This window comes from Chryseobacterium sp. WX, assembly GCF_029542485.1.
Taxonomy (GTDB): domain Bacteria; phylum Bacteroidota; class Bacteroidia; order Flavobacteriales; family Weeksellaceae; genus Chryseobacterium; species Chryseobacterium cucumeris.
In genome coordinates this window covers 1,742,671-1,767,940 of record NZ_CP120710.1, presented here as the reverse complement: position 1 = coordinate 1,767,940, position 25,270 = coordinate 1,742,671, and the positions used below count along the sequence as shown (strand labels likewise).

The 25,270-nt window shown below is 40.0% G+C and carries 9 protein-coding genes; 3 read left to right on the top strand and 6 right to left on the bottom strand.

Features of this window, described 5'->3' with window-relative positions; all coding sequences use genetic code 11:
* Positions 1-2: 2 nt before the first annotated feature.
* Genes PZ898_RS07885 through PZ898_RS07865 form a run of 5 tightly spaced genes read right to left on the bottom strand, consistent with a single transcriptional unit; the run spans position 3 to position 14,753 of the window.
* Positions 3-2,405: a nucleotide disphospho-sugar-binding domain-containing protein gene (locus PZ898_RS07885; RefSeq protein WP_277695237.1), complete on the bottom strand. Its 2,403-nt coding sequence runs from the start codon at positions 2,403-2,405 to the stop codon at positions 3-5.
* Positions 2,398-3,180: an alpha/beta hydrolase gene (locus PZ898_RS07880; protein ID WP_277695236.1), complete on the bottom strand. Its 783-nt coding sequence runs from the start codon at positions 3,178-3,180 to the stop codon at positions 2,398-2,400. The genes PZ898_RS07885 and PZ898_RS07880 overlap by 8 nt, the downstream gene beginning before the upstream one ends.
* Positions 3,171-3,470 (bottom strand): phosphopantetheine-binding protein, encoded by a 300-nt coding sequence (locus PZ898_RS07875; protein WP_034696900.1) that lies wholly within the window; start codon positions 3,468-3,470, stop codon positions 3,171-3,173. The genes PZ898_RS07880 and PZ898_RS07875 overlap by 10 nt, the downstream gene beginning before the upstream one ends.
* Positions 3,458-7,711, bottom strand: coding sequence for a beta-ketoacyl synthase N-terminal-like domain-containing protein (locus tag PZ898_RS07870; RefSeq protein ID WP_277695235.1), 4,254 nt, complete (start codon positions 7,709-7,711; stop codon positions 3,458-3,460). Before PZ898_RS07870 ends, PZ898_RS07875 begins: the two co-directional genes overlap by 13 nt.
* Before the next feature lie 19 nt (positions 7,712-7,730).
* On the bottom strand, positions 7,731-14,753 hold the full coding sequence (locus tag PZ898_RS07865) for a type I polyketide synthase (protein ID WP_277695234.1): 7,023 nt from the start codon (positions 14,751-14,753) through the stop codon (positions 7,731-7,733).
* 1,223 nt (positions 14,754-15,976) lie between these two features.
* Between PZ898_RS07865 and PZ898_RS07860 the strand changes: the two genes are divergently transcribed.
* On the top strand, positions 15,977-16,831 hold the full coding sequence (locus PZ898_RS07860; protein ID WP_277695233.1) for an alpha/beta hydrolase: 855 nt from the start codon (positions 15,977-15,979) through the stop codon (positions 16,829-16,831).
* A gap of 67 nt (positions 16,832-16,898) precedes the next feature.
* On the opposite strand, the gene glsA is transcribed toward PZ898_RS07860, so the two are convergent.
* The gene (gene glsA / locus PZ898_RS07855; RefSeq protein WP_120231819.1) at positions 16,899-17,912 is read right to left on the bottom strand and encodes a glutaminase A; all 1,014 of its coding nucleotides are present in this window, start codon (positions 17,910-17,912) and stop codon (positions 16,899-16,901) included.
* 519 nt (positions 17,913-18,431) lie between these two features.
* Here glsA and PZ898_RS07850 point away from each other — a divergent pair.
* Together PZ898_RS07850 and PZ898_RS07845 are read left to right on the top strand one after the other, a co-directional pair.
* The gene (locus PZ898_RS07850) at positions 18,432-23,300 is read left to right on the top strand and encodes a PKD domain-containing protein (protein ID WP_277695232.1); all 4,869 of its coding nucleotides are present in this window, start codon (positions 18,432-18,434) and stop codon (positions 23,298-23,300) included.
* A 71-nt stretch (positions 23,301-23,371) separates the two neighbouring features.
* Positions 23,372-25,237, top strand: coding sequence for a T9SS type A sorting domain-containing protein (locus PZ898_RS07845; RefSeq protein WP_277695231.1), 1,866 nt, complete (start codon positions 23,372-23,374; stop codon positions 25,235-25,237).
* The last annotated feature ends 33 nt before the right edge of the window (positions 25,238-25,270 follow it).

Sequence of the window (25,270 nt, the reverse complement as noted above, 5' to 3'; positions counted from 1 at the left end):
GGCTACACTGAAGCTAATATTGAATGTTCGTGTACAAAATTTTCTAATAGTTCTACGGCTTTATCATTTCCTCCGGCAAGCGTGAATGTATTGCGGACTTCCTGAGCAGCGGTTCTGTATTTTGGATTTTCCAATAATTCAAAAACAGTTTCACGAAGGGCATCTACACGAAGTCTTTTGTACCGTATGCTGATTCCGCAGCCTGCCTGCTCAATCAGTTTGGCAATATGGAAGTGGTCATATGCAATGGGAGTGATCAACATCGGTAAACCGTTACGGAAAGTATCGTTTACGGTATTGAAACCGCCGTGGCAAATCACCATATCCATTTGCTGCATCACTGCAGATTGAGGGACAAAGCTGTTCACAATAAAGTTGTCCGGCCATTCTTCAAAGATTTCCGGTGGAGTAGCGGCAATCACGGTCACCGGCTGGTCTTTGAATGCAGCAATGATTTTTTCAAAGAAAGCTTTTCTGATATCTACCAACAGTGTTCCCAATGACACAAATATCTTTGGAGTGGTGGATGCATTCAGTTTATCCCAGTCAAACGGAGCATCGTTCGGACGACCTTTCACAGGACCTACAAATTTCATATGAGGCGGAACGGTTTCAAAACCAGCGAAAGCCTGAGAGGTAAATACCATATTCAGTTTATGAGAATGGATATAAATTCCCTCCTCATGAATTCCTACTTCTTTTTGCAGATCTTTGATCAGTTTTTGCTGCCATTCCCAGATTTTAGGGGCACTTTTTTCCGTGTCTCCCATCACATCCGGAGGAACAGGTGTTGTCGTTACACAAGGAATATGATGTTTATGAGCGAAAAGAGCCCCTCCGAAAGTGATACAGTCGTTCACGATTACATCCGGCATCCAGCTTTCAGTGAGTCTCGTTAATCCCGGCATCATCATTTTAGCGAAAGGAACATAGGTTTCTTCCAGAGCCAGCTTCATTACTTCAGGACCGGAACATGCAGGTCCGTCATCCTGCCTTTTCAAGATACGGGCGATTTCCTCCTGATACGGAACAAGATCTTCTTCAGGGTAGAAATAAGAACCTCCTTCAGGAATATGTTTACTGTCTAAAGGGGTTATCCCGAACCATTTTACTTCATGTCCGCGGGCAATCAGACTTGCTCCCACACTCAGAGTCGGGCTCACATGTCCGAAAAACGGAGGAACTACAAATAAAAATTTAGACGGTTTTTCAGGTTTTGAAGCCTTTGATATCGCTTGTTCCAATAAGTTAGCTGCTGTAGCTGCTCCTCCTGCTTCCACAAAAGAGTGACCTACTTTCTGAGCTGCTTCACGGTAGCTTGGAGTATTTAAAATCTGTTGTACCGCTTCTCTCAGGTGATTGGCTTTAAATCGGTTAAAATTCAGGCGCTCACCCGCTTCTGTACGCACCACACGTCCTGCAACATGCGACTGATCATACGCAATCGGAATCACGACCAAAGGAATACCGTTGGATAATGTTTCAGAAACGGTATTATGACCGCCATGGCAAACTACGCCGTCAAGATGAGGCAGCAGATCCAGTTGCGGAACTTGTTGATACACCATAAAGTTATCCGGCCACTGCTCAAAAAGCTGTGGGTCAGAAACGACTACAACGGTTAAATCTTCATCTTTAAAAGCATCGATTACCTTTTGGAAAAATGCCTTTTTATGATCGTGATCGAAGGTAGTTCCGATACTTACCAAGATCTTTTTATTGTCTTTGCTTTTTAATTTTTCCCAGTCGAATTCACATGAAACACGTCTTTCCGTAAGAACCGGACCTGTGAATTGGTATTGAGACGGCAGATCTTCCATTTCCCCAAAGAAATAACCGGAAGTCAGAACAAGTGTCAGCAAATCTGAAGTGGCCAGAGAACGTTCTTCCCGGAAACCGAGTTCTTTCTGCAGATCAATGATTTGATTCACTTCCCATTCGTGTACTTTTGGAAGCTCATTCATAATTTTGATAGCTGCCGGAGCGGTAACAGAAGTGGCATAAGGAATACCAAGAGTTTTGGCTGCAACCGGAGCTGCAAATAACTGATGATCCCCGATAATCAAATCGGGCTGCTCTATTTTTAATAAAGCAACAATACCATTATAGCAATGTCTGTTCAGCGGGATAAGAACCTCTTCATACAGGAACTTAACGCTGTCTATACCATACACTACTTTTTTGGAGATAATATCGAGATATTGTTCACTTTCTTTTTTTTCTTCGTCGGTCTGATCGTACTGGATCAGTAATAATTTTCCTCCTTCGGGAAGTTTGGCCTCTAAAGTAGGGTCAAGGCTGATCCAGGCTACTTCATGTCCTCTTTCCAGCAGCGTAGCACCGATGCTTAAAGTAGGGTTGACATGTCCTGTCAATGGTGGAACTATAAATGCAAATTTAGCCATGGTTTTGTGTTAGGATTTTAGATAAAAATTGAGCGATTGTTTCTGCAATCAGATTCGGTTCCTGGATAGGAATATTGTGATCGCCCGGAATTAATTCAAGTTCAGATCCGCTGATTTGAGATTGCAGCCATTCACCTGTAGGTCTGCAATTGGAATCAGCGCCATAAAGCAATAGAGTAGGAGCTGTCAATTTGTTGAAGTCGGTTTCACCCAGGAAATGTTTTTCCTTAATCATATCTGCTTTAATGCTGGTTTGGTTAAACAGAAATTCATACATACGGTGGTTCTTCTCCATTTGTCTTTTGCCCATCTGTACTTTGGTGGTGTCTGTAAAGTTGGCCACGTAATGCTCAAGAAACTCTTTGCTGTATTCATCAATGATGTTACGGGCTTTTTCATCCTGAGGATCCGGCGCTTCCATCACCACTAGCTGATTCACGCGGTCCGGGTATTCTAAAGCTGTTTTCAGTGCAATAAGCCCTCCGAAACTATAGCCGACAAGGTGTACTTTTTCCAGTTGAAGGTGATCTATTAAACCTATTAAATCGGATGACATATTGTCAAGGTCGTACCCATCCAGAAAGCGTTCACTCATACCGTGGCTTTTCAGATCGTACATCACCACATGGAAATGTTTTGCCAGAATTGGGGCAATATTAAAATAATAAATGGACAGGTTACTGAACATACCGTGGATGAGTACCACGGTTTGTTCGGCTCCTTTGTTGAGTTCCTGTATATGAACTTGTCTGTTATTGACAGTGATTATTGGCATTCGTAGATATAATTGATGATCATACTAAGGTCAAGATTAATAAGCTGGTCAAGATCCATAGATGATAGCCAACCTGTAAAGTCGATCTGATCGCCAAAATGCGCCTTGATCTTTTCAGAGAAAGAGACAATCTCTATGCTGTCCATCTCAAGATCTCTGGTGAATGAACTTTCAGGAGTAATGTCCATCTCTTCTACAAATTCAGCACCTATCACTTCAGTAATAAAACCTTTTAATAAAGTAAAAAGTTCTTCGTGGTTCATTTTTAATGTTGCGTTTACAGTGTCCATCCGATAATATAATTTTTATGTTTAATAGTTTTGATTTCAATGTTGTTGATCCACAAGTGATCATCTTTTATCAATTCGACTTCGAAGGCTTTAGGATTCCCTTTCAGTCCTGTTCCCAGAAACTTTCCATAAGCTTCTTTGGCTACCCAGAAACGGGTGGTCCACTCCGCCTGATCTCTGTCTTTTAATAAGGTTAATTCTTTGTCGGTAAATACCATGTCATAGAATCCTGAACTGCGTTCTTCCATCAGTTCCATATCAATTCCTACAGATTTTCCATATCTCGCGATCCCAACAGCTTCTTTTCCTTTATGAGCCAGAGAAATATGGATGTTATCTGTAAAATCACTGATAAGGTAAGGTTTCCCCACTTCATCGGAACGGATTTCAAACGTAATCGGGAAGCAGGCATGATTTTTTTCTTTGCGAAGAAGATTTCTTACGGCATCTTTCACCGCCACACGGCTTACCATCCAGTTTTTCTTTTTGTTAGGTAATAGCTGCTGGTGATGCTGTTTTTCCGTCTGGTTGAAATATCTTTTCAGGATAAAGTCCCATGAAGCCACTCTGGTATAGGCCTGATGGAAGAAAAATACTTCAGGAGCAATCTCTTCTGAAAGTCTGTTGTGCAGTGGTGACATGGAAACATTCCATAAAGCGGCATCAATTTCCAGTCTTCTGTTCTGCCATCCGGTAATCGCGCACCATATTTTTTCGTCTCTTTTCAGGATGATATCTGCGATGGCGAATTCATCATTCAATTCAGTCAGCATGCAGGTACATTCAAAAATACCTTCCTGATCATGCATATCTCCGAAGAATTCAATATCTCTGATTTTTACAGGGAATGCAATACGGTCTTTCACCAAAGTAAGCTGCAGCCAAAGCCCGAATAGCTGTCCTGCATTGTCAAGCAATGAGCCTTTACCTCCGTTTCCTTTTATCTTCCCAATGATTCCTTTATCTCCTACGGCAGAAACTTCTGTAATTCCCTGATATTGGTCTCCATGGAACATGTGCATGTCGTAGATTTCTTCAGGGGTTCTTTCGATAGGTAAAAGATTACCGATGGAAAGATTGAAGTCAGGTGTTGGAACAGGAGCAGATTTTAAGACTACTTCTGCGTTGGCAAAGTTTTCAATGTCAAGATAGGCATGATTCGGTGAACGCCATTCTCCTTTTACGGTTTTTTCGAAAGGTTTGGCCACGTTCATCCATTGGAATACACTTACATTCATGATTTTATGAACTAATGTTCCCGGGATCTCTGCTTCTGCAATTTCTGCAAGCTGTTCAAAGATCATAGTCATCGGGATTACCGGTTCCATATCTGCTACATGAGCCCATCCTTTAGGCTGTCTCAATAAGCTGTGATCGATCAGGTAAGGATGACTTTCCAGCGTTACATATAAATCTTTTGTAAAATTTGTACTTCTTACGGGTTGTGGAGCAGCATGAACTACAGGTGCAGGTCTTTGGATGGTGATTTCCGGACGGTTCTGGAATAAAGTCAATACTTCTTCCTGCATACGGATCATATCGGCAACGTTATCCTGAAATGCCTGTACCAGAGGATGTCCGCTTTTTGTAGCAATAGCTGAAGCTGTTGCTGCATATTGTTTTGGCGTGTCAAAAGACTGAGCCAACGCTTTCACCTCTTTAAAATTACGGATGATAGGTGAACCTAATTCCAGCTTAATACCTTTTCCTGAAGCTTTTTTCGAATGATTCTGAATCTCCAGAAAGTCAAGAGCAATTGTTTTTCCTTCTACAAATAGGGAAGCAACTACACGCTGTAACTGCGCCAATGCAGAACGGGTTGGAACGCTGGAAGCAATCGTACTGAATGCTTTTCCTTTCAAGGTATCATCAATAAATCCGATCAGTCCTCCTGTACCGACCTGAATGAAGACTCTTGCGCCTTCTTCGTATAATTTGTCTGTCAGTTCACGGAAACGAACAGGTTCTACCAAATGCTCTGCACTCAGTTTTCTGATCGCTGCCTGATCTGCAGGATAAGGTTCTAAGGTAGTAGCAGACCACAATGGAATTTTCGTCTGCTGGAACTGTGCTTTTTCCATTCCCGCAAGGATCACATCCAGTTTATCAGCGATAAAAGGAGAGTGGAATCCAGACTGGAACGGCAATACCTGATGGAAGATCTGTTTTGCTTTTAACAGAGGAACCAATTCATCCAGAGCTGCATTGCTTCCGCAAAGAATCACCTGATTAGGGCAGTTGTCATTGGAAACATAGAGGTTTGAAATTTCAGCAATAAAAGGTTTTATCACCTCAATTCCGGCTCCTATGGCAATGAACTTGGAATCTTTTAGTTCAAAAGTTTCAGGATTCAGTACATCAATTAAGGCTTTTACAGAATTGGCTTCTGCTAATTCCGAAGAGTAACCGGCCAGCCATTCTCCTAAGCTGTGTCCTGCATTCATATCCGGAATAATTCCCAGTTTTTTAAGTGAATTATCAAGGATACTGCAGTTGTTGAAAATGTTTAAAGCATCGGTTAGAAGCCCTTCACCTTCTGTTTCGATAGGTGCTGATAATCCGAAATAACGGCTTACCGTTTCTACCTCACCTTTTGCCAGACCATCTAATCCAGGGAATACAAAGGCTACTTTACCTCCATCTTTTAATAATGGGGTAGAAGTGTACCAGATATCCTGTTTGTTTTTCCAGATGATATTTTTGGAAACAATTTTTATGGCTTTTTCTATTCTGGCAGGAATTGGATCGAATATCGCAACTCTGAAATCTCCTTCGCCAATAGCTGTTTCATTATTTTGTAATGCAAATAGCAGTTCTTCATGAGTAGGTCTGGCCAAGATCAATACCTGATCTTTTTTAGGCATATCATACCCTTCCAAAACAACGTGTGCATTGATTCCTCCGAATCCGAAAGCATTCACCGCAGCTACTTTTGGCAGTCCTGTTTTTGACCAGTTTCTGGCTTCCTGTACCGGTTCAAACCTTGTATTCTGCATCTCCGAAGTCGGATTTTCGCAATATAGGGTTGGTGGTAAAGTATCGTGATGTAAGGCAAGACAGGTTTTAATTAATCCTGCAATTCCGGCAGCTGGCATGGCATGTCCGATATTGGACTTTACAGATCCGATACCTGCAGCCGGAGCAGCTTCTTCTTTTCCAAAGAATTGAGCCAAGGTCTGAAGTTCTGTTTTATCTCCAAGCGGTGTTCCTGTGCCGTGAGCCTCAAGGTATCCCACTTTATTTTTATCTAAATCAGCATTGATCCAAGCCTGTTCCAACGCTTTCAGCTGACCTTTTACGGACGGGCTCATTACGCTGGTTCCGGTACCATCACTGCTTACGCCAACGCCTTTAATAACTGCATAGATCTTATCCTGATCGCGAACGGCATCTTCCAGTCTTTTTAAGACTACGAAACCACAACCTTCTCCGATTAACAGACCATCAGCATCCATACTGAAAGGTTTGATCTGCTGCTGACGTGACATCGCTCCCAGCTGGGCAAAAATACTCCAGAAGGCAGCATTCTGTCCTGTGTGTACACCTCCTGCGATCATGATATCGGAACGGCCTCTCTGAAGTTCCTGCACTGCATGATCTACAGCAATTAAAGCAGAGGCACAAGCGGCATCTACAGTGAATGCAGCACCTCCCAGATTGAAACGGTTGGCGACAAGTGAAGCAACAAGATTGGGAATTAATCCCATCGCAGTATCTGCTGCAAAACGACCTTTACGTTCCTGAAATGCATGCTTTACCTTTTCAATATCGGAAGAAGAAACGTGAGGCAGTAACTCTTGTAACAATGAAGAAATCTGTTCTCCGGTTCTTACAATTTCTATAGCTCGGGTCGCACCTGGGCCTGTGTAGTTTCCTTTACCAATGATGATTCCCGTTTTATCAAGGGAAATGTTTTTCTGAAATATACCTGCATCTTCCAGTGCTTTCTGTACCAGATCAAGGGTAAGCAGATGATCAGGTTCCGTTCCTTCAACGGCTAATGGCAAAATACCAAATGCGGTAGGATCGAAAGTATAATCAGGGATAAACCCTCCACGCTGACAGTAAAAACGGTCAACGGGACTTGTGGCATCACTGAAATGAACCGGATCTATCCGATCCGCCGGAGCGAGTTCGGTAGAATCAACTTTATTGACAATATTCTGCCAAAAAGTGTTGGCATCCTGTGCCCCGGGAAAGACACAGGATAGACCAATTACAGCAACATCTGTTTTTTTCATACTTTGTTTATACAGTGTTTTACCAATTATTTCCTGACATGATCAGCACCTGGCTTTCCGTTCCATATTTAATCTCGTTAAGGAAGATTTCTTTTCCTTCATCCAATGGAATCATTGAAATACCTCTGCGCTCATACTCAGATTCCAGGGTGGAAGAGACCATTCCGGCACCTTTCCATGGTCCCCAGTTGATAGAGATTACTTTTCCTTTTAACCTTTTGTTTAAAGCATTCGCGTAATCATCCAGTACACTGTTGGCTGCGGCATAATCTGTCTGACCTTTGTTACCGTATACGGAAGCAATACTTGAGAATAATACTACAAACTGACAGTCTGAACGAAGTTGTTCTGCCAATACACGAAGGGGTTTTACTTTGGTATCAAATACACGTCCGAAGGAGCTTGTGGTCTTTTGTTTGAATAATTTATCTTCTAAAAGACCTGCTCCGTGGATGACTCCATCCAGACGGTTGTATTTCTCATAAATACTGCTGATCAGATTGCTTAAACCTTCTTCGTCACAAAGATCCAGTGATTGGTAAATGATGGTGTTTCCAAGGTTTTCCATGTCACGGATAGTACGCAGGATCTGATTATTTTTGAAAATCTTCGTCGTTTCTTTTTCTATTTCTGCAGGAGAAGTGAATTGGCCAGACTTGATCAGGAAACCTCTGATTTCTTCTTTGGTTTTCATCCCCTCAAAGTCTTTAGCCGAAAGCTCATTTCTCGGGTCTGCCGATCTTCCTACCAGAATATAGGTGCAAGGATAAGCCTGAGACATATGTTTTACCAATTCAGCAGTGATTCCCTGTGCGCCTCCCAATACCAATACCACAGATTTTTGATCTAGCTGGATATGGGCCTCATGTAAACTCGTGGATAATGGAGAAGGAATGATGTCTACCTGGTGTCTCTGATCATTTTTATAAATCACTTCAGCAGGTTTATCGTTGGTAAGGATCTCTTTCAATGTAATTTCAGCAATCTGATCTACTTCCTGAGGGGTGCTCAGGCTGATGAGTCTGCATGTTGTATTATCAAATTCTCTGGCTAAACTTTTGAAAAGTCCCGGATATCCCTGATGATGACGTAATATACTTGCATCTGTAATTTCCTGAATATGTGCAGGAATATCAGAAATAAGATATACCCATTTTGCTTTATCAAAATCCAGTTTCTTGATCAGATCTACATGATCGATAATACTTGGTTTATCAACGGCAGAGAATAGGTCTAACATAATTAATCCGTCGATATTTGAAAGATCTTTATCCGTATCTACTATTTCTACGATAGCTCCATGTTTTTCCAGAGTTTCTTTGATCGCAGAAGTTTGTTTGCTGTTATCCTGTGTAATGGCAAAACGTTTTCCCTGCAATACTTCAGTATTTTGTACTTTAGAAACATCAGTAGGAGTGATGTCAAAACGAAGACGTGACAATACATTTTGAGTTGGCTCTGTAGTATTTTCTTCTTTCGCTTCCGGAACTGCTTCGTTGGTTTCCCCATTCATTTCGCTGATCCAGCTTGCCAGACCACGAAGGGTTTTAATGGCTGCCAGTTTTTCCATCACATCATCAGCCTGTTCAAGGTTTTGACCAAATCCGATCTTAGTTTTAAGATCTCCGATGATTTCCATACGTTTGATGGAATCTATGCTTAAATCTGCTTCCAGATCAAGATCAAGCCCCAGCATTTCTTTTGGATATCCTGTTTTTTCGCTCACGATATTCAAAATAGCATTTTGAAGGTCCTCCAGTGAGAATACCGGCTGAGCCTGTGGTTTTGAAGGCGCTGATTCGGCCGCAGATCCATTTTTTTCTGTCGCAGCAGTTGTTTCAGCACCTGAGAATTCAGTAAGCCATGAAACTAATCCGCTTAATGTTTTTATGCCTGCCAGCTGTTCCATAACGGTGTCTTCGCTGGTGTTTCCGTTGCCCAGAGTTCCCAATTCGTTACGAAGTGTTCCGATGATCTCAACTCTTTTAATAGAGTCGATACTTAAATCCGCTTCCAGGTCCATTTCCATACCCAGCATTTCCTGAGGGTATCCTGTTTTGTCACTTACTACCTGTAGTAATAGGGATTTAATATCTCTTGACGGAGCTTGTTTTACAGGAGCTACAGCTACAGGTTGCTGATGAACTGGCTGAACCGGAATCGTAGATATAGGTTGGTGTGCAGCAGCCGGTGCTGGTGAATGGTATACAGGAGCAGGGAACGCCTGAGGATTCTGTCCCATAAATGAAAGCATCACATCGCGTTGTGCCTGTATCATTAATTTCATGCTGTTCAAATATTCCTGCAACATGCGTTCAGCAGTAGACTGGGCTTCCGTTGCGGGTGCCTGTGGATTATTAGTAAAATTGTTCATGGGAATTGGGTTTATAAGTGGTAATGCACCATTAGATGGCAGATTACCGGTGGTTGGGTGGGCAGTTTGCCCGTTAACACGCCAGATAGCAGGTTTTTTTTTGTAAAGCTCAGGTTGGTTAAGATCAATAATCGTAACACTTCTGCCGTCAAAAAGTTTATCAATGTTAAAGCTTCTGCCTGTTCCTAAATATTGTGCCAGCATGCAAAGCAGATGGCTGAATTTATTACGGCTGTTGTCTTCAACATATAGGGTGAGCTGATCTTTTTCAAGACAGGATTTGGTTAATCCGGTAAGTACTTTTCCCGGTCCTACTTCGATGAATATTCTTGCACCGTCATTGTACATGGCCTGAAGCTGTTCTACAAATCTTACAGGCTGTACCAGATGATCAGTAAGTCTTTCTTTTATTTCTGATGGATTCGTTGGATATACTTCTGCAGTGGTATTAGACCAAACAGGAATCTGCATTTCCTGGAAAGGAAGATCTTTTAAGACTTCAGCGTATAAACCTTTGGATTTCGCTAGTAATGGACTGTGGAATGCACAGGCAACTTCCAGTTTTTTAGCAGAAATACCTTCCTGTTTAAGCACTTCAAGTAATTTATTGATAGCTTCCGTACTTCCAGCAATCACACATTGAGTCGGAGCGTTGAAATTCACAGGATAGCATCCTTCAACTTTAGCAATAATAGGTCGTAAACGTTCTGCAGCAGCACTTGCTGCCAACATTGAGCCCGGATCTCCGCCTTCTACTGAATCTAAGATAGATTGAGCTCTCTTAACACTTAGGTCCACCAGTTTATCCTCTCCAAATACTCCTGCAAAGCATAAAGCCGGAATTTCACCATAGCTGTGGCCTGCCAGCATATCAGGGATAATGCCTAATGATTCTAGGAATTTTGCCAATGCAAGGTCTACAATTCCTAAAAGTGGTTGTGCTAAACGGGTATCTTTAATGGTTTCTTTTTGTTGTTTTAAATCAGCTTCGGTAAAGGTTTTAGAGGGGAAAACTACTTTTTCAAGTTCAGGATATTCATCAATAATTTTACGCATAGCCGGGAAAACTACAAATAAGTCACGAGCCATATTGATTCTCTGGCTGCCCTGTCCCGGGAAGGTGAATGCTACTTTACCTTCTTTTTTATTCACGGTGAAAGTATCTTTTGTCTCAATCCCTAGCAGTACTAACTCAAGCTTCATCATCAGGTCTTCAGCGGTGTCTGCGACAATACTGAACTGGATTGGTTTTTCTGAGCTGATGCTTAAACTGTAAGCAATATCTTTTAATGGAATACCATCATTAATTTCTAATAATACCTTAACCTGGCTTGACTGTCCTTTCGCTTCTTCATAGGTATCTCCGCGGAAGACAAACAATTCTGAAGGCCACGACTGCATGGCAATTGAATTGTCCTGTTTAGGATGGTTCGCAATAACGGTATGGAAATTCGTTCCCCCAAATCCGAAAGCACTGATTCCTGCATAACGGTTTTTCTCTGCCCATAATCCACTTTCAGCATGGAATGCAAACGGACTGGTTTCTGCGTTATAATAAGCATTTGGCTGCTGAAGGTGAAGGGTAGGTGGCTTTACACCATGATAAACTGCAAGGGAAGCCTTGATCAATCCTGCTAATCCTGCCGCACATTTTGTATGGCCGATCTGTGTTTTCACGGAACCTAAATGCGTCTGTCCTGGTAAAGCTCCTGAGCGACTGAATAAATTAGTCAGTGCACTTAATTCAGTTTTGTCACCTACTACCGTTCCTGTACCATGCGCTTCTACAAGGCCTACAGAAGCAGGACTGATCCCAGCCTGGGAATAAGCACGTTCCAGAGCTCTTACCTGACCTATTTTTCTAGGAGCAGTCAATCCAAGGGCTTTTCCGTCGCTGGATCCTCCAACTCCTTTGATTACTGAATAAATACGGTCACCATCACGTACAGCATCTTCGTATCTTTTTAAAACAAGGATAGCGATACCTTCTCCAAGAGCAATACCGTCTGCGTCATCATCAAATGTAGCACATCTTCCTTTTCTGGATAGGGCATGCGTGCTCGAGAACATCAGGTAATCGTTAATTCCATTGTGTAAATCTGCTCCTCCGGCAAGAACCATATCAGATTTTCCTAATACAAGTTCCTGACATGCCAGATCAATGGCTGCCAAAGAAGAAGCACATGCTGCATCTACCGTAAAGTTTCTTCCACCAAGGTCTAATCTGTTCGTAATCCTACCTGCGATTACATTTGCCAGAATACCCGGAAAAGAATCTTCAGTAGTATGTGGGAAGGCTTCTTTTACTTCTTCATGAAGTTCTCCGAAAACCTGCTTATAATATCCTCTGAAACTATAGCTGTTGGCAAGGTCATTACCTCCTTCAGCACCTATAATGACAGAAATGTTTTCTCTGTTGATGTGTTTTTCTCCATATCCAGCATCTTCCATGGCACGCTTGGCAACCAATAAGGTTAACAACTGTGTAGGTTCAATAGCAGCAAGGGATTGTGGCGGAATTCCAAATGCCAATGGATCGAAATCGATTTTAGGAATAAATCCTCCCCATTTGGAATGGGATACATCCGGTTCGTTGGAATCCGGCTTATAATAAAGTTCTTTATTCCATCTTTCATCCGGTACTTCGGTAACACTGTCTTTTCCTAAAATGATATTTCTCCAGTATTCATCAAGGTTTTTAGCTCCCGGGAAAATACATTCCATTCCTACGATAGCGATATCCAGCGGTTTTTCCGTAGAAACGGGTTCTTCCGGTAATGCCGCCTCCTGAATATGTTCGTAATTGTCTACAACACTTTGATGAAGTGCTGCCAGCGAGATCACACGATTCTGCATGGTGGCTACCTGTCCGATCATATACATTCCTAAGTCCAGTTGGTCATCTTTAGGAATGTTGACCAATTTATCACCCTGACGTTCTATACCTTTAGCCGCAATACGTAAACGGCCTACATTCAATTTTTCAAGTTGTTCCCATACCTGCTTTTTATCCATTCCGGCAGCAAGAAGTTTTGCCTTTTCGGTATTGAAATGGTGGGCAAAAGCTGTATTTAAACAACGGGTTTCATGTCCGGGAGCTGTTTCCAGTAAAACGGTATCCTTCGCCTGCATTGCCTGAGATTGGAATTCTTCCTGAATAGCTCCGGTTTGTACAGCTTCGTGGGTATACAGATACGCTGTGCCCATCAATACCCCGATTTTTACTCCTCTTGCAGCCAATGGTGCAGCCATGATGGAAACAAATGCCGTTGAAAAAGCGTTATGAATTCCTCCCGCAAAAAAGACACTGATGTTTTCAGGATGATCTTCTTTTAAAATACGTTCAATTTGTTTTTCCCAAAGAACTGTACTGGACAGGGGTCCTACGTGACCTCCACACTCTCGTCCTTCAAAAATGAAGTTTTTAGCTCCTTCTTTCAGGAAAATATCCAGAAGGGCAGGGGAAGGAACGTGTAAAAATGATTTAATTCCTGCTTTTTCAAATACTTTAGCCTGTGCAGGTCTTCCTCCGGCTATCAAAACTACAGGAGGTTTTGCTTCTAATATATAGGATGTCTGTTCATCTCTTAATTCCTGTGGAGCAAATCCTAAAATTCCCACACCCCATGTTTTTTCACCAGCCAGTTTTTTGGTATCCATTACCAAAGATTTTGCAGACTCTCCTTTCAATAAGGATAAAGCAACAAAAGGTAAGGCTCCTGCATCTGCTACTGCATTGGCAAAGGAAGGAACATCACTCACACGGGTCATTGGGCCTTGGGCGATAGGATAACTCAAGCCCAGTTCCTGTGCTAAAGAGTTGTGTTTATCAATTACTTTAAGTGCTTTGGCTTGTTTCAGGTGTCCATACATGGCTTCTTTGAAACCGAAAATAAGTTTTTTCAGTGTTTTGAAGTCTTCATACAGATCCGTTGCTAATGAAATATCTTGTCCCATAGGGATATAGCATGTACTAAGGTCGAAACCTGTAAAGTATTGTTTCAGATCTTCAGCGGTTGCATTTTCAGGTAAAGCAGGTGAGTTAGGTCTTACCAATACACGATGGTTAGCAATCACCTTAGTTTCTGTACCATTCAGTTTTGAGCATACTTCTTTCAGATCCTTAGGAACTGAACTTTCCGGGAACAACGCCAATTGGCTGTCCAGAACAATTCCTGTTGCTCCCAAAGCTTTTGATGCGGCGGCAGTATGGAGACCAATTCCTCCCTGTATCCACACCGGAATCCTCTGGATTTCTTTGATCACACGCTGGAATAATACAAACGTGGATTCATAGCCTACTAATCCACCGGCTTCATTTCCTTTGATAATGATTCCTTGTGCCCCTGATTCTTCAGCTTGTCTGGCCTCTTCCAAACTGGTTACCTGATAAATAGCAGGTACATTGAATGGTGTGGACATTCCGAACGGTAGGATCGCAAATCTTACTTTTTCCGGAATCTGCAGAGTGGTGAAATTGTCGTTAGAAAAATAAATACCATACGATGGTACGTCTATCTCGTCAAGTTGATGTAACGCTTCCTGGGCTTTCGTTAGCTCATTTCCTAAACTTAGTACGGGGAACGCACCCGCCTGGTGCAATCGGGATATAAGGTTAACGTCCGGCTTTTCAAAAGGCGTCAGTCCAATAATGGTTAATTTTTTCATGGCGTGTTAATTGAATTATTGAATGATAGCAAGAGTTTCATAACAGAATGCAAGGTCTTTCGCTAAGATCATTACTTTTTGCTATGATATAGTAAAAATTGTTTTTGTTAAATCGTTAACAATATGTATTGTTTTATGGTAATTATTTAATAATCTATCGTTTGTTGATAGATTTTGGATTGTAGTAATTATATCCGGCTTTTCAAAGGGCATCAGCCTGATTTTGGTCAAGTTTTTCATAGCATTTACGGTATAGAAATAGTTAATGATATCTCATAGCAAAACACTAATGTTATTCATATAAATAACAATTTTCTGTTATGAGGAAATAAAAATAATAAAACAATCGTATATCTTCAATTATAAACGCTATTTGATAATGATTTTTTAATATGAAAATATCAATTGTTCAAATGCTATTAAAGTATATTTATTGTTTCCTTATTCTTAGAAACATGGCCGGTACAATCTTATAAATTTTAACTATAAATGGTTATAGTTAAAAAAATGTTAAGCAAATATAGGAATAAAAAATAAAATATTTCAAAAACAAGAGATTTGTTTTTAGGTATATTACAAAAAGATAATATACAATGAATACGGTTCTGAAATGTTAGAATTACCTTTATCAATCTGATAAAATGACAAAGCGAATTTAAATAAAATTAATCAATATATTGTGATTTAATTTGAATTATTTATGAACTTTTTCTATCTTTTTGATAAATAAAGAGATAGGTATTTTTAAGAATAATTTAAATATCTTACCGAAATTCATAAAAAAAAGTAAATACATAAGGTTGGTATTTTTTTTATTTTTAAGGTAAAATACCTGTTTATTAATGTGTTATGTCTATAGGTGGTCTTTCTGGGATTTAAAAAAAACAATTGCTTTTATTGTATTTTATGATTATTATATAAAACTTTTGTATTTTTGTACTCCTAAAAACTCAATCATAATTTGATTTGATGAAATTATGATTTATACATGCCTGTGTTTGTAATAGTAAGCTCGTTTTCTCTTGTTTTTGCAATTATGATGATTTAACGGGTTTCTAATCTTATCCATACTCAATTCGTATTGACTTCCTTTTCTGAAATTGGCCAATTTCCGGTCGATCTTGAATAACTGTAGTCAGATTCAAGATATCTGACTTTTGGGGTGCGTCATACAGAAATTTGTTTTTGGATTTAAAAAATACAACAAAAGAAAACAGGTATATATGAAACAGACAACAACTTTCAGATCAGGTACTCACAAAGAAAGGGTGATGGAGCAATATGATGCTGCATTAGCAAATTTTAAAGGAAATATCCGTCAACAAGCGGTCCCAACAAGCTTTGGAGAAACCCATGTTATCAGTTATGGAAATGAAGATCATCCTAAACTTATATTACTTCATGGAGCTAATTCTAACGCTGCATCCTGGATGAAGGATCTTGCTTTGTACAGCAAAGAATACAAAGTATATGCTATTGATATTATCGGGGAACCAGGTAAAAGTGAACAAAACAGACTTCCTTATAAAGGCAATTATTACAGTGATTGGCTGTTTGAGGTTTTCCAACAACTGAAAATAACAAAAGCTTCTTTGTTGGGATTGTCTCAAGGCGGATGGCTTGCGATAAAGTTTGCAGCCAGATATCCGGAAAAAATCAGTCAGCTTGTCCTTCTTTCTCCGGGAGGAATTGTAAAAACACAGCGCAGCTTTGTGTTTAAAGCGATATTCTTTTCTCTACTTGGAAATGCCGGGAAGAGAAAAATCAATAAACTGATAACGGGTTCACAAAAAATAGATCAGTCTGTTCTGGACTTTATGAGCCTCATGCAGTCCTCTGTGAATGCAAGGATAGATAAGGAGTATATCTTTTCTGATGAAGAATTGAAAAATATGACCATGCCTGTCTTTTTTATAGGTGGAGCAGGTGATGTGGTCAGGGATTCTCAACAAATAAAAGAAAGACTTGAAGGGTTACTTCCTGATTTTGAATCCTATGTTGATCCAGATAAAGGACATGTGCTGGTTGGTCTGGCAGATAAAATAAATGCATTTTTACTAAAGAGAAGGAATGATTAATCCTTTATGCAAAGGCTCCAAAACATTTTGTTTTGGAGCCTTTGTGATAATTTACGTACCAGAATCTTTAAAAGATACTTAATCCATACTGTTTTGCCAGATCTAAAATCATATGATATCCGGCCAGAGAATTTCCATGTTGATCTAAAGCAGGACTGAAAACTCCGATTCCTATTTTTCCCGGAACACTTACCGTAATACCTCCTCCTACACCGGATTTGCTTGGTAAACCAACAGTTCTGGAGTATTCCCCACTGAATTCATACATTCCGGCAGTCAGCATCTGTGATTCTACTAATTTTGCCATATCTGCATTTTTATAAGTGGCATCACCGTCAAATCTTACACACTGGTTGGCAAAGAAGTATCCTATTTTTGCGAGATCTTCAGCAGTAAGTTCAATAGAGCATTGTTTGAAATAGTTGTCCAGCTGGTCTTCATTTCCTGAAATCAGTCCGCTGTTTTTCATGATGTAAAACATTCCACGGTTACGGTGTCCTGTTGACTTTTCCGATTCGTAAACAGACTTATTATATTCTATAGATGGGTTTTTGGTAATATACCTTACCATATCCAGGATTTTAAGGAATGGTTTTTCTCCGTCTCCTGAGATCAATGAAGTGGTAAGGATTGCTCCGGCATTCATCATTGGATTAAGTGGCTTTCCTGTGGTTTCAAGATTGGAAAAATGGTTGAAAGGCTTGTCTGATCCGAAATATCCCATTTTATCAAAAATATGAGTTTCTCCTTTTTCATTGACGGCTACCATTAAGGATATGATTTTGGAAATGCTTTGCATGGTAAATTTCTTACTTACATCACCGGTGTTGAATACTTTTCCATTTTTATCAACCACTGAAAAGGCAATTGCTTTAGCATCCATTTTCCCTAGTTCAGGAATGTAATCTGCCACTTTTCCCTGAGTATAATAAGCTCTGTTTTTTTCCAGAATGGTATTTAATGTTTTTTCTGAAAGGGTTGAGAGATCTGCTGTCTTCTGTGCATAAAAGATTGTGTTTAAGGAAAGAAAAGCTGCAGTACAGATTCCTTTGGCGGAAAATAAAAAATTTTTGTTTCTCATATAAGAGTTGTTGAATATAATGTTTATGATAAGCCTTGAAAAACAAAGATAAATTATTTTAATCTTGTCGGCAATTCTAATGATTGTCCTTATGGATATTGATATGAATAGGAAATGCTTAATGAAGATTAAGTTGTCGAAATACATATAGTTTTTTAAGAATTAAGGAATGGGTAAAACTTGTTATTCTATCTGTTTTGAATGTGATTAATTTTAATACAAATTGATATTATTTAGTAAAAAATAAATTAAATTTAATTTTACTTGTTGATTTTGGGATTTATTGGTAGAAAAAATAGGATTTTATTTGATTGAAAATGGCTTGGAGACCCTGAAATTAAAAAAAAGATGATTTTTTTTTATATAACTAATGAGTTGGTGAAATAGCATATAAGTATGAATTTATCTATATTGTTGAAATTCAACTGTGAAATAATGTTGTTTTTTCACGATTAAATGAGTTTTATATTATTATTTTTACTAATTTGACAAAAAATTAATAACACTTTTTTAATAACTATGAAAAACAACACCTATTTTGGTAGGCAGCACATCTTCAGATGGCTCCTGCTATGTTGGCTTCTGGTACCCTGGGTACTACAAGCTCAAGCTCGAATTACATGGACCGCTCAGGTCGGATGCCAGGAATTCCGTGGCGAAAAAGATGGTCAGATCCCTGACAACGGAATCGCTTATTCCTACATCAATTCATCCCAATGTCTCCGGGTCTGTGAGCAATCAACCGTAAAATACGAGATTCAGGGACCGAATGTTTCCAATGTCCAATGGACGGTTTCAGGAGGTACAGCAGCTATTTCAGGACCTGCGAATACCGTAGCGAATGTAAGCTGGGGAGCAGCGGGGAACGGATCTTTACAGGCGGTTATCACCTACAATGACGGAACTGTGGAAACCCAGACCATTTGTATCGAAAAGATTAACAGGCCGATTGCTAAATTTGAAATGTTAAACCTGACTGATACTGTATGTAGGAATACAACGATCTATTTTGACAATCTTTCTGAACAGAACGGTGGATCGGATATCATTAACTACTTCTGGGACTTTGGAGATGGTACAACTTCTACCGCTTTTGAGCCGTCTCATTTGTATGCTAATCCCGGAAACTATACAATTACTCTGACGGTTACCAACAAGTGCGGCTGCCAGGATAAAATTAAAAAACAAATCAAGGTATTAAAAGCTGATCCTGTACAGATCAACTGTGCTTCCGTAGTATGTGAAGGGAGTACTGAAAAATACAATGTACAGGATGGATGCAACAAAGGACAATGGAAAGTTATCGGAGGATCAATTGTCAACATTAACGGTAATGAAATTGAAGTGGTTTGGGATCAGGTAGATCCGCTTGAAGGCTTTGGATATGTAATGTACATGTCAGAATGTGCATGTCCTGAGTGGACGACAATTAAAATTCCTGTAGTTTTAAAAAATGCAAAAATTAAAGGACAGGGAGTGATATGTACTGGCAGACAGTATACTTGTTCAATTCCTCAGTGGCCAACAACCAAAGTTAACTGGAATGTGACAGGTCCTGCGGGAGGTCTGCTGACGAATACTCAACAGAGAAACGAAATTGTTTTCTCCGCAAATCAGCCAGGGACTTATCATCTTACAGCAAATTACTTTAATACTTTATTGGGATGTGAAGGACAGGCTTCTATAGATATCGTAGTAGAAGCACCAGTATTGGTAAGTGGTGGTGTGGATGAAATCTGTGCCGGAACAAGCCAGGGATTTACAGCTGTCCCTAATTTACCGGTGATCTGGAAAGTAACAACAGGAACATCTACGTATACTTCTCCACCCATGACAGGAATATTCAACTATAACTTTGCTACGGCAGGAACATATACTGTGACGGCTACCAAGCAAGGTGGAGGTTGTGAAAGTAATGGAAGAATTATTAAGGTATTACCAATTCCACAGGCACCTAACGGAACCATTTCCGGAGAAACAAAAGTATGTCCTGGAAAACCTTATGTTTATACCATCAGTTCAGTGGATCCCGGAATGGTACCGGTTTGGACTGTTACCAACGGAACTATTCAAGGAAGTAATGCAGGACAATCTGTTACGGTGATATTTAATGCCGGCGCAACGTCATATACAGTGTCTGCACAGAACAAATCTATCAGCAGTGCAGCATGTCTTTCAGCTCCGAAAACGTTTAACGTAACTAAAATAGACCTTAGTACTATTGTTATTAATCCAAAACCAGGACCTTTCTGCCCAAGCAGTACTCAAACTTTCAGTGCTAACCTGAATGGTATTGTTCCTGACTTTATGGAATGGTCGTTTGCCAGTTCCAACTTCGGAAGTGTAGTAGGCGGACAGGGTACAGCTAATATTACCGTAAACTTCAACGAGATTTCTTCAACGAGTACTACTGATCTTATTCTGAAAGTAGTAAAATGTGGAGTAACACAGATTATTACTATGCCGGTATCTTTAATTACGCTTCCGGTAGTAAGCTTTACCAATGTTGGCGGAATTTGTTTAGGATCAAATCTTACTTTTACAGTAAATCAGGGAACTATTACTTCAGCCACAAGTGTTACTTTCACTTTTGCTGGCGGAACGTTTACGACAGCCTTTAATCCGTCTGGGGTTTACAGCTTCCCGAATAACGGATATATCCAGAATAATTCAGGAAATAATGTTTCCCACACAGTTACTGTAACTTATGCAGGTACTAACGGATGTAATTATAAACCTACTGCAAGTGCTAATTTTATTGTATATCCTGAAACCATTATTACTGTTTCTCCGGTATATAATATTGCAGTTTGTGATCCTACCACAATGACACCGTATACTATTACGGCTAACAGCTCTACAGGACTTACCAATATCATATCCTGGCAATGGTATAAAAATAATGGTATTATATCTGGTGCAACTACCAACTCGTATACCATCTCAGGAGCAGGTGCTTTTGGAACGTATAGAGTGCAGGCTGTAGATATTAACGGTTGTGTGGTTTCTTCACAGAATATTAATGTAACACAATCATGCCCGAGCAGTGGAAGTTGTACAGCAAATCCTCAGATCAACTTCGTGCCGGCATGGACTGCTTGTAATAACATTACGGTTTCTGGTTTAACGTACAATGGAACTCCGGATGAAATCCAATGGTTGTCTGATACTTTCCTTACTTTAGTTTCAGGTCAGGGAACAGCTTCACCGGTATATCAGACTAATCTTGCAGGAGCACATCTTGTTTTTGTACGCCTGAGATACGGTTCATGCTGGTACAGCAAAGGGGTAGAAGTGAGAAAGAACTATGAACCTAAATTCAATATCAGTACAGTATGTAGTGGAAATGGTTATAGTGTAACACTTTTTAATACTTCTACAATATTTGAAATCAATCCGGCGTCTATTACCTACACGTTCACTTCGCCGGGACAGCCTACCCAAACAGGACAGTCTGCTACTTATAATCTTGCGCCAGGTACTTATACCTTTACAATGACGGTTTCTGCACCAGGGAAGCCAACATGTACTACTACGCAGACTATTACATTAGCTCCTATTCCTGATACATCTTTCTTGGTTCCAGCCTGGTTGTGTGCCCGTTCGCCTATAACATTCAGTCCAATAAATTATGTTCCCGGAAATACCTACACATGGATTTTTGATGGTACATCTTATATTACGACAGGATCAGGTGCTACAATAACGTATAATACAGCAGGAACAAAAACCATTCAGCTGAAAATTAAAACACCTATGGGATGTGAATATACTTCTGCTGTCATTGGTGTGAATGTGAAAGAAGCTACTCTGGATGGTACTATAGCACCTCCTTCTCTTGTGGCTTGTATGGGAAGTGCTCCTAATATTGTATTTACCAGTACACTTGGATCTCCTAGTCAGTATATCTGGATGAATGGCTCTCAGCCTGTTGCAGGTGCACCAAACTCTCCGGTATTCACACCTACGCAATCTGGTAATTACTGGCCTGTGCTGGTATCATCAGATGGATGTACAACAAGTATTATGAGTACCAAAGCAATCCCGGTAACGCTTAAAAATCCTCCATATGTAAATATATCAGGAACAGCGAATATCTGTGAAGGATCTTCAACGGTACTTACCGGTATTGTAACGGATAACACCTTAGAATATCAGTGGAAAAAAGGAAATTCTGTGATTGTACCATGGGCTTCTTCTCCTTATCCTATTGCTATAAGTACAGGACCATTATCTGCTGGTACTTATGTGTATACGCTGGAAGTAAGAACTCCGGGTACATCAGGATGTACAAGCAGCAAAAGCTTTACAGTTACTGTAAATAGCCCGCCGGCACCGATTTCTGTAACCTATAGTATGGTAGGTTGTCAGCCTTATCAGGTGATGTTAACAGCATCAGGGCCGTCTGCAGGTGTTTATAACTGGAGCAACGGAATGACAGGTCAGTCTATTACAGTAAATGAAGGTGGTGCTTATCAGGTTATCTACACGGCACCAAGTGGATGTAAGGTTGTAGGTAATGTACAGGTTCCATTAAGCCTTGAAAGTCTGATGTGGGTATTCCCAACAGGATGCTATGATGAATGCCTTAGAAAGAACTATGTTTTAGGACCAAAAGGAGTCTTCGATCATCATGATTGGCTGTTGTTTGGAAACAGCATCCAGAGTGGAAACAATGATTATATTTATCCGTTGTACATTGGTGCTGCAGGAACTTATCAGTTGCAGATTGACCATCTGGGATGTCAGTTTACTTCAGGAACCATGAATTACTATCCGGGTAAAGAATGTGGATACGAAACAGAATGTAAACTGGAAGCAAGTATCAAAGACATGAAATGGGTAGGAGATCACTATAATGTGTATGGTGTGATCTACAACGGCGGAAGCCAGCCGATAAGTCTTACCGTTTCAAGTCTTAATGGATTTGGAATTTATCTTCCATCTATTATTACAATTCCTGCTGGTGGAGTGTATGATATGAACGCTAATCCATTGGCATTCTATCCAAACTCAAACTTCCAGGGTGCGGATGAGATTTTATTCTCCAATGAAACATGTAAGTTTACTACCAAAGCGGTAGATCCTAACTGGATGGGTATGAAAAATACAGGAAGAAGTGTGGCGGCAACGTCAGTTTCTTCTCTGAAAATGACACCAAATCCTGCGAAGGAAAAAGTGAAAATCTCGTATAATACGGGCAATGAAAAATTACTGGCAAAACAGGTTACAGTTTTTGACGCCATGGGCAATGTCAAATTCCGTAAGGAACTGAAAACGGCTTCCGGAGAGGTAGACGTGGAGGTTACCAGCTGGCTGCAGGGTGTTTATATTGTTATCGTACAAACGGGAGACACCTCATTACAAGGAAAACTAATTAAAAATTAGTAGCTTATAAAGCAGTGTTCTCTTCGGAGAGCACTGTTTTTTTATAGTATGTGATAATTAAATGAAATTTTATGATACGATTAAAAAACAAACTTTGGGGATTACTTCTGATAGTACCAGGATTATCTTTTAGTCAGGCTTATCAGTGGCAATGGGGAAAACAGGCAGGAGGATTAACAGGTTCAGCTGATCCGGGTTTTCATTATGTCTTTGATGAATCCATAAGGGATATTGTAGTAGACAACAACAATAATACCTATTTTCTTGCCACCATGCGTGAACAGGAACAAAATCTGAATGGCGCTTCTGTAACCAATTACGGTCTTAGTGATCTTTTTCTGTTCTCTGCTGATTGCGCAGGAAATATACGATGGTCCAGGCCAATAGGCGGTTCAGGAGATGGAGAAAATGCATGGCATATTAAAGTAGATAATAATGGTGGATTATATGTGTTGGCAACCCTTTATAACAATTCATATGCAGGAGATCCTAATGCTGTTCCTATGCACTTTGATGATACTCATACACAACCGCTGTATACTTATTATGATCAAACGATAGAACCGGCCCATAAAGCGGCTTTTCTGTTAAAATACAATACTTCGGACGGTACACTGGCATGGAGCAAATCTTTACAGGGAGATGTTAATTATTTTTCCCGCATGTGCGATGTTCAGATGATGTATATGGATTCTTCCAAAAATATTCATGCTGTAATGGGATTCAGAGCAGGAACACATCTGAATGGATTAATTACAGTGCCTTCAACCTTCACATCAACCTATCAGTATTATGCGGTCAAGTTCAATTATGATAACGGAAATATGACCCCCGCAACTCCTTTGTTACTTCCTATTACAGGAGATGCAATAAATATTGTAGGTAGAGAGGGAAAAGTGAATGTAGTATACGATGAAAGTTTGAATCGTTATTATATTGCTGGTAAAAGAATGGATCCTGGATTCAGTAATCTGGTTGATCTTTCCTATAATAATGTTCCCTTTACAAAAGCGGCTTATGTGTTTGCTTTTGATGGTACTACCGGAGCTGAGGTATGGAGAAAAGAACTTAATAACGGTACAACGAGTACTGATGATGAAATTCATTCTATTATCAAAGATCCCGTAACTTCAGATATTTATATTTCAGGACGGTATTTTAACGGAATAACAGTGCCTGCAACTTTCGGAACTTATACATTTCCTCTGAGAAGTTATGTGGAAGCCGTTCCGTTTGTTATGAAAATGAATGCTGCGGGTGCAGTACAATGGGCAAAAACTCCGGAAGCAATGTCTGGTCTTCAGTTTGGTTATCGTTTTACCAAAGGAACAATTGCCATTAATGGAAATGAAATAGCCTTTGCCAAAGGAAGCTGGTCTGATGTCTGGGGAAGCTATGCAATGATACGTCCTGATGGAGACAGATCCGATCCTTTATTGGTGAGACTTAATAAAGATACCGGAGAGGTCTTGGGAACAGGAGAAATCCGTAGTAACTATTATGTTATAGATGAATTTACAGCAGTTGCTGCAGATAACGATGGCAACTACGTAGTGGGAGGTTTTTTTCACGATCAGCTATTTACGGATGCCAATGATAACGTCAACACAATGGCGGTTAATGTAGCAGGAGGGAAATCTCAGTCTTTTTTTACAAAATTTGCTAAATCAACGTGCAGCCAGATGTCAGTAGAAGAAACGGCTGCTCAGGCAGGAATGCAATTATACCCTAATCCGGTTCAGGATGTATTGACGATCAAAAGTAAAGAGCCTTTGGTTTCTTATGAGATCTTTGGAGCAGCAGGACAACTGGTCAAGCAGGGAACTTTGAATATAATGCAGGAACAGATCGTATTATCTTCTCTTCAGACAGGAGTATATTACATTAAACTACATACAAAATCTTCAACAGTAACAGAAAAGATATTGAAGAAGTAAAAAAACAAAACTGAAAATTAATAACCTTATATA

Bases quoted from the DNA above. Each gene is read 5' to 3' on its own strand.
- PZ898_RS07885 (WP_277695237.1), bottom strand. From the start codon at position 2,405: ATGGCTAAATTTGCATTTATAGTTCCACCATTGACAGGACATGTCAAC.
- PZ898_RS07880 (WP_277695236.1), bottom strand. From the start codon at position 3,180: ATGCCAATAATCACTGTCAATAACAGACAAGTTCATATACAGGAACTC.
- PZ898_RS07875 (WP_034696900.1), bottom strand. From the start codon at position 3,470: ATGGACACTGTAAACGCAACATTAAAAATGAACCACGAAGAACTTTTT.
- PZ898_RS07870 (WP_277695235.1), bottom strand. From the start codon at position 7,711: ATGAAAAAAACAGATGTTGCTGTAATTGGTCTATCCTGTGTCTTTCCC.
- PZ898_RS07865 (WP_277695234.1), bottom strand. From the start codon at position 14,753: ATGAAAAAATTAACCATTATTGGACTGACGCCTTTTGAAAAGCCGGAC.
- PZ898_RS07860 (WP_277695233.1), top strand. From the start codon at position 15,977: ATGAAACAGACAACAACTTTCAGATCAGGTACTCACAAAGAAAGGGTG.
- glsA (WP_120231819.1), bottom strand. From the start codon at position 17,912: ATGAGAAACAAAAATTTTTTATTTTCCGCCAAAGGAATCTGTACTGCA.
- PZ898_RS07850 (WP_277695232.1), top strand. From the start codon at position 18,432: ATGAAAAACAACACCTATTTTGGTAGGCAGCACATCTTCAGATGGCTC.
- PZ898_RS07845 (WP_277695231.1), top strand. From the start codon at position 23,372: ATGATACGATTAAAAAACAAACTTTGGGGATTACTTCTGATAGTACCA.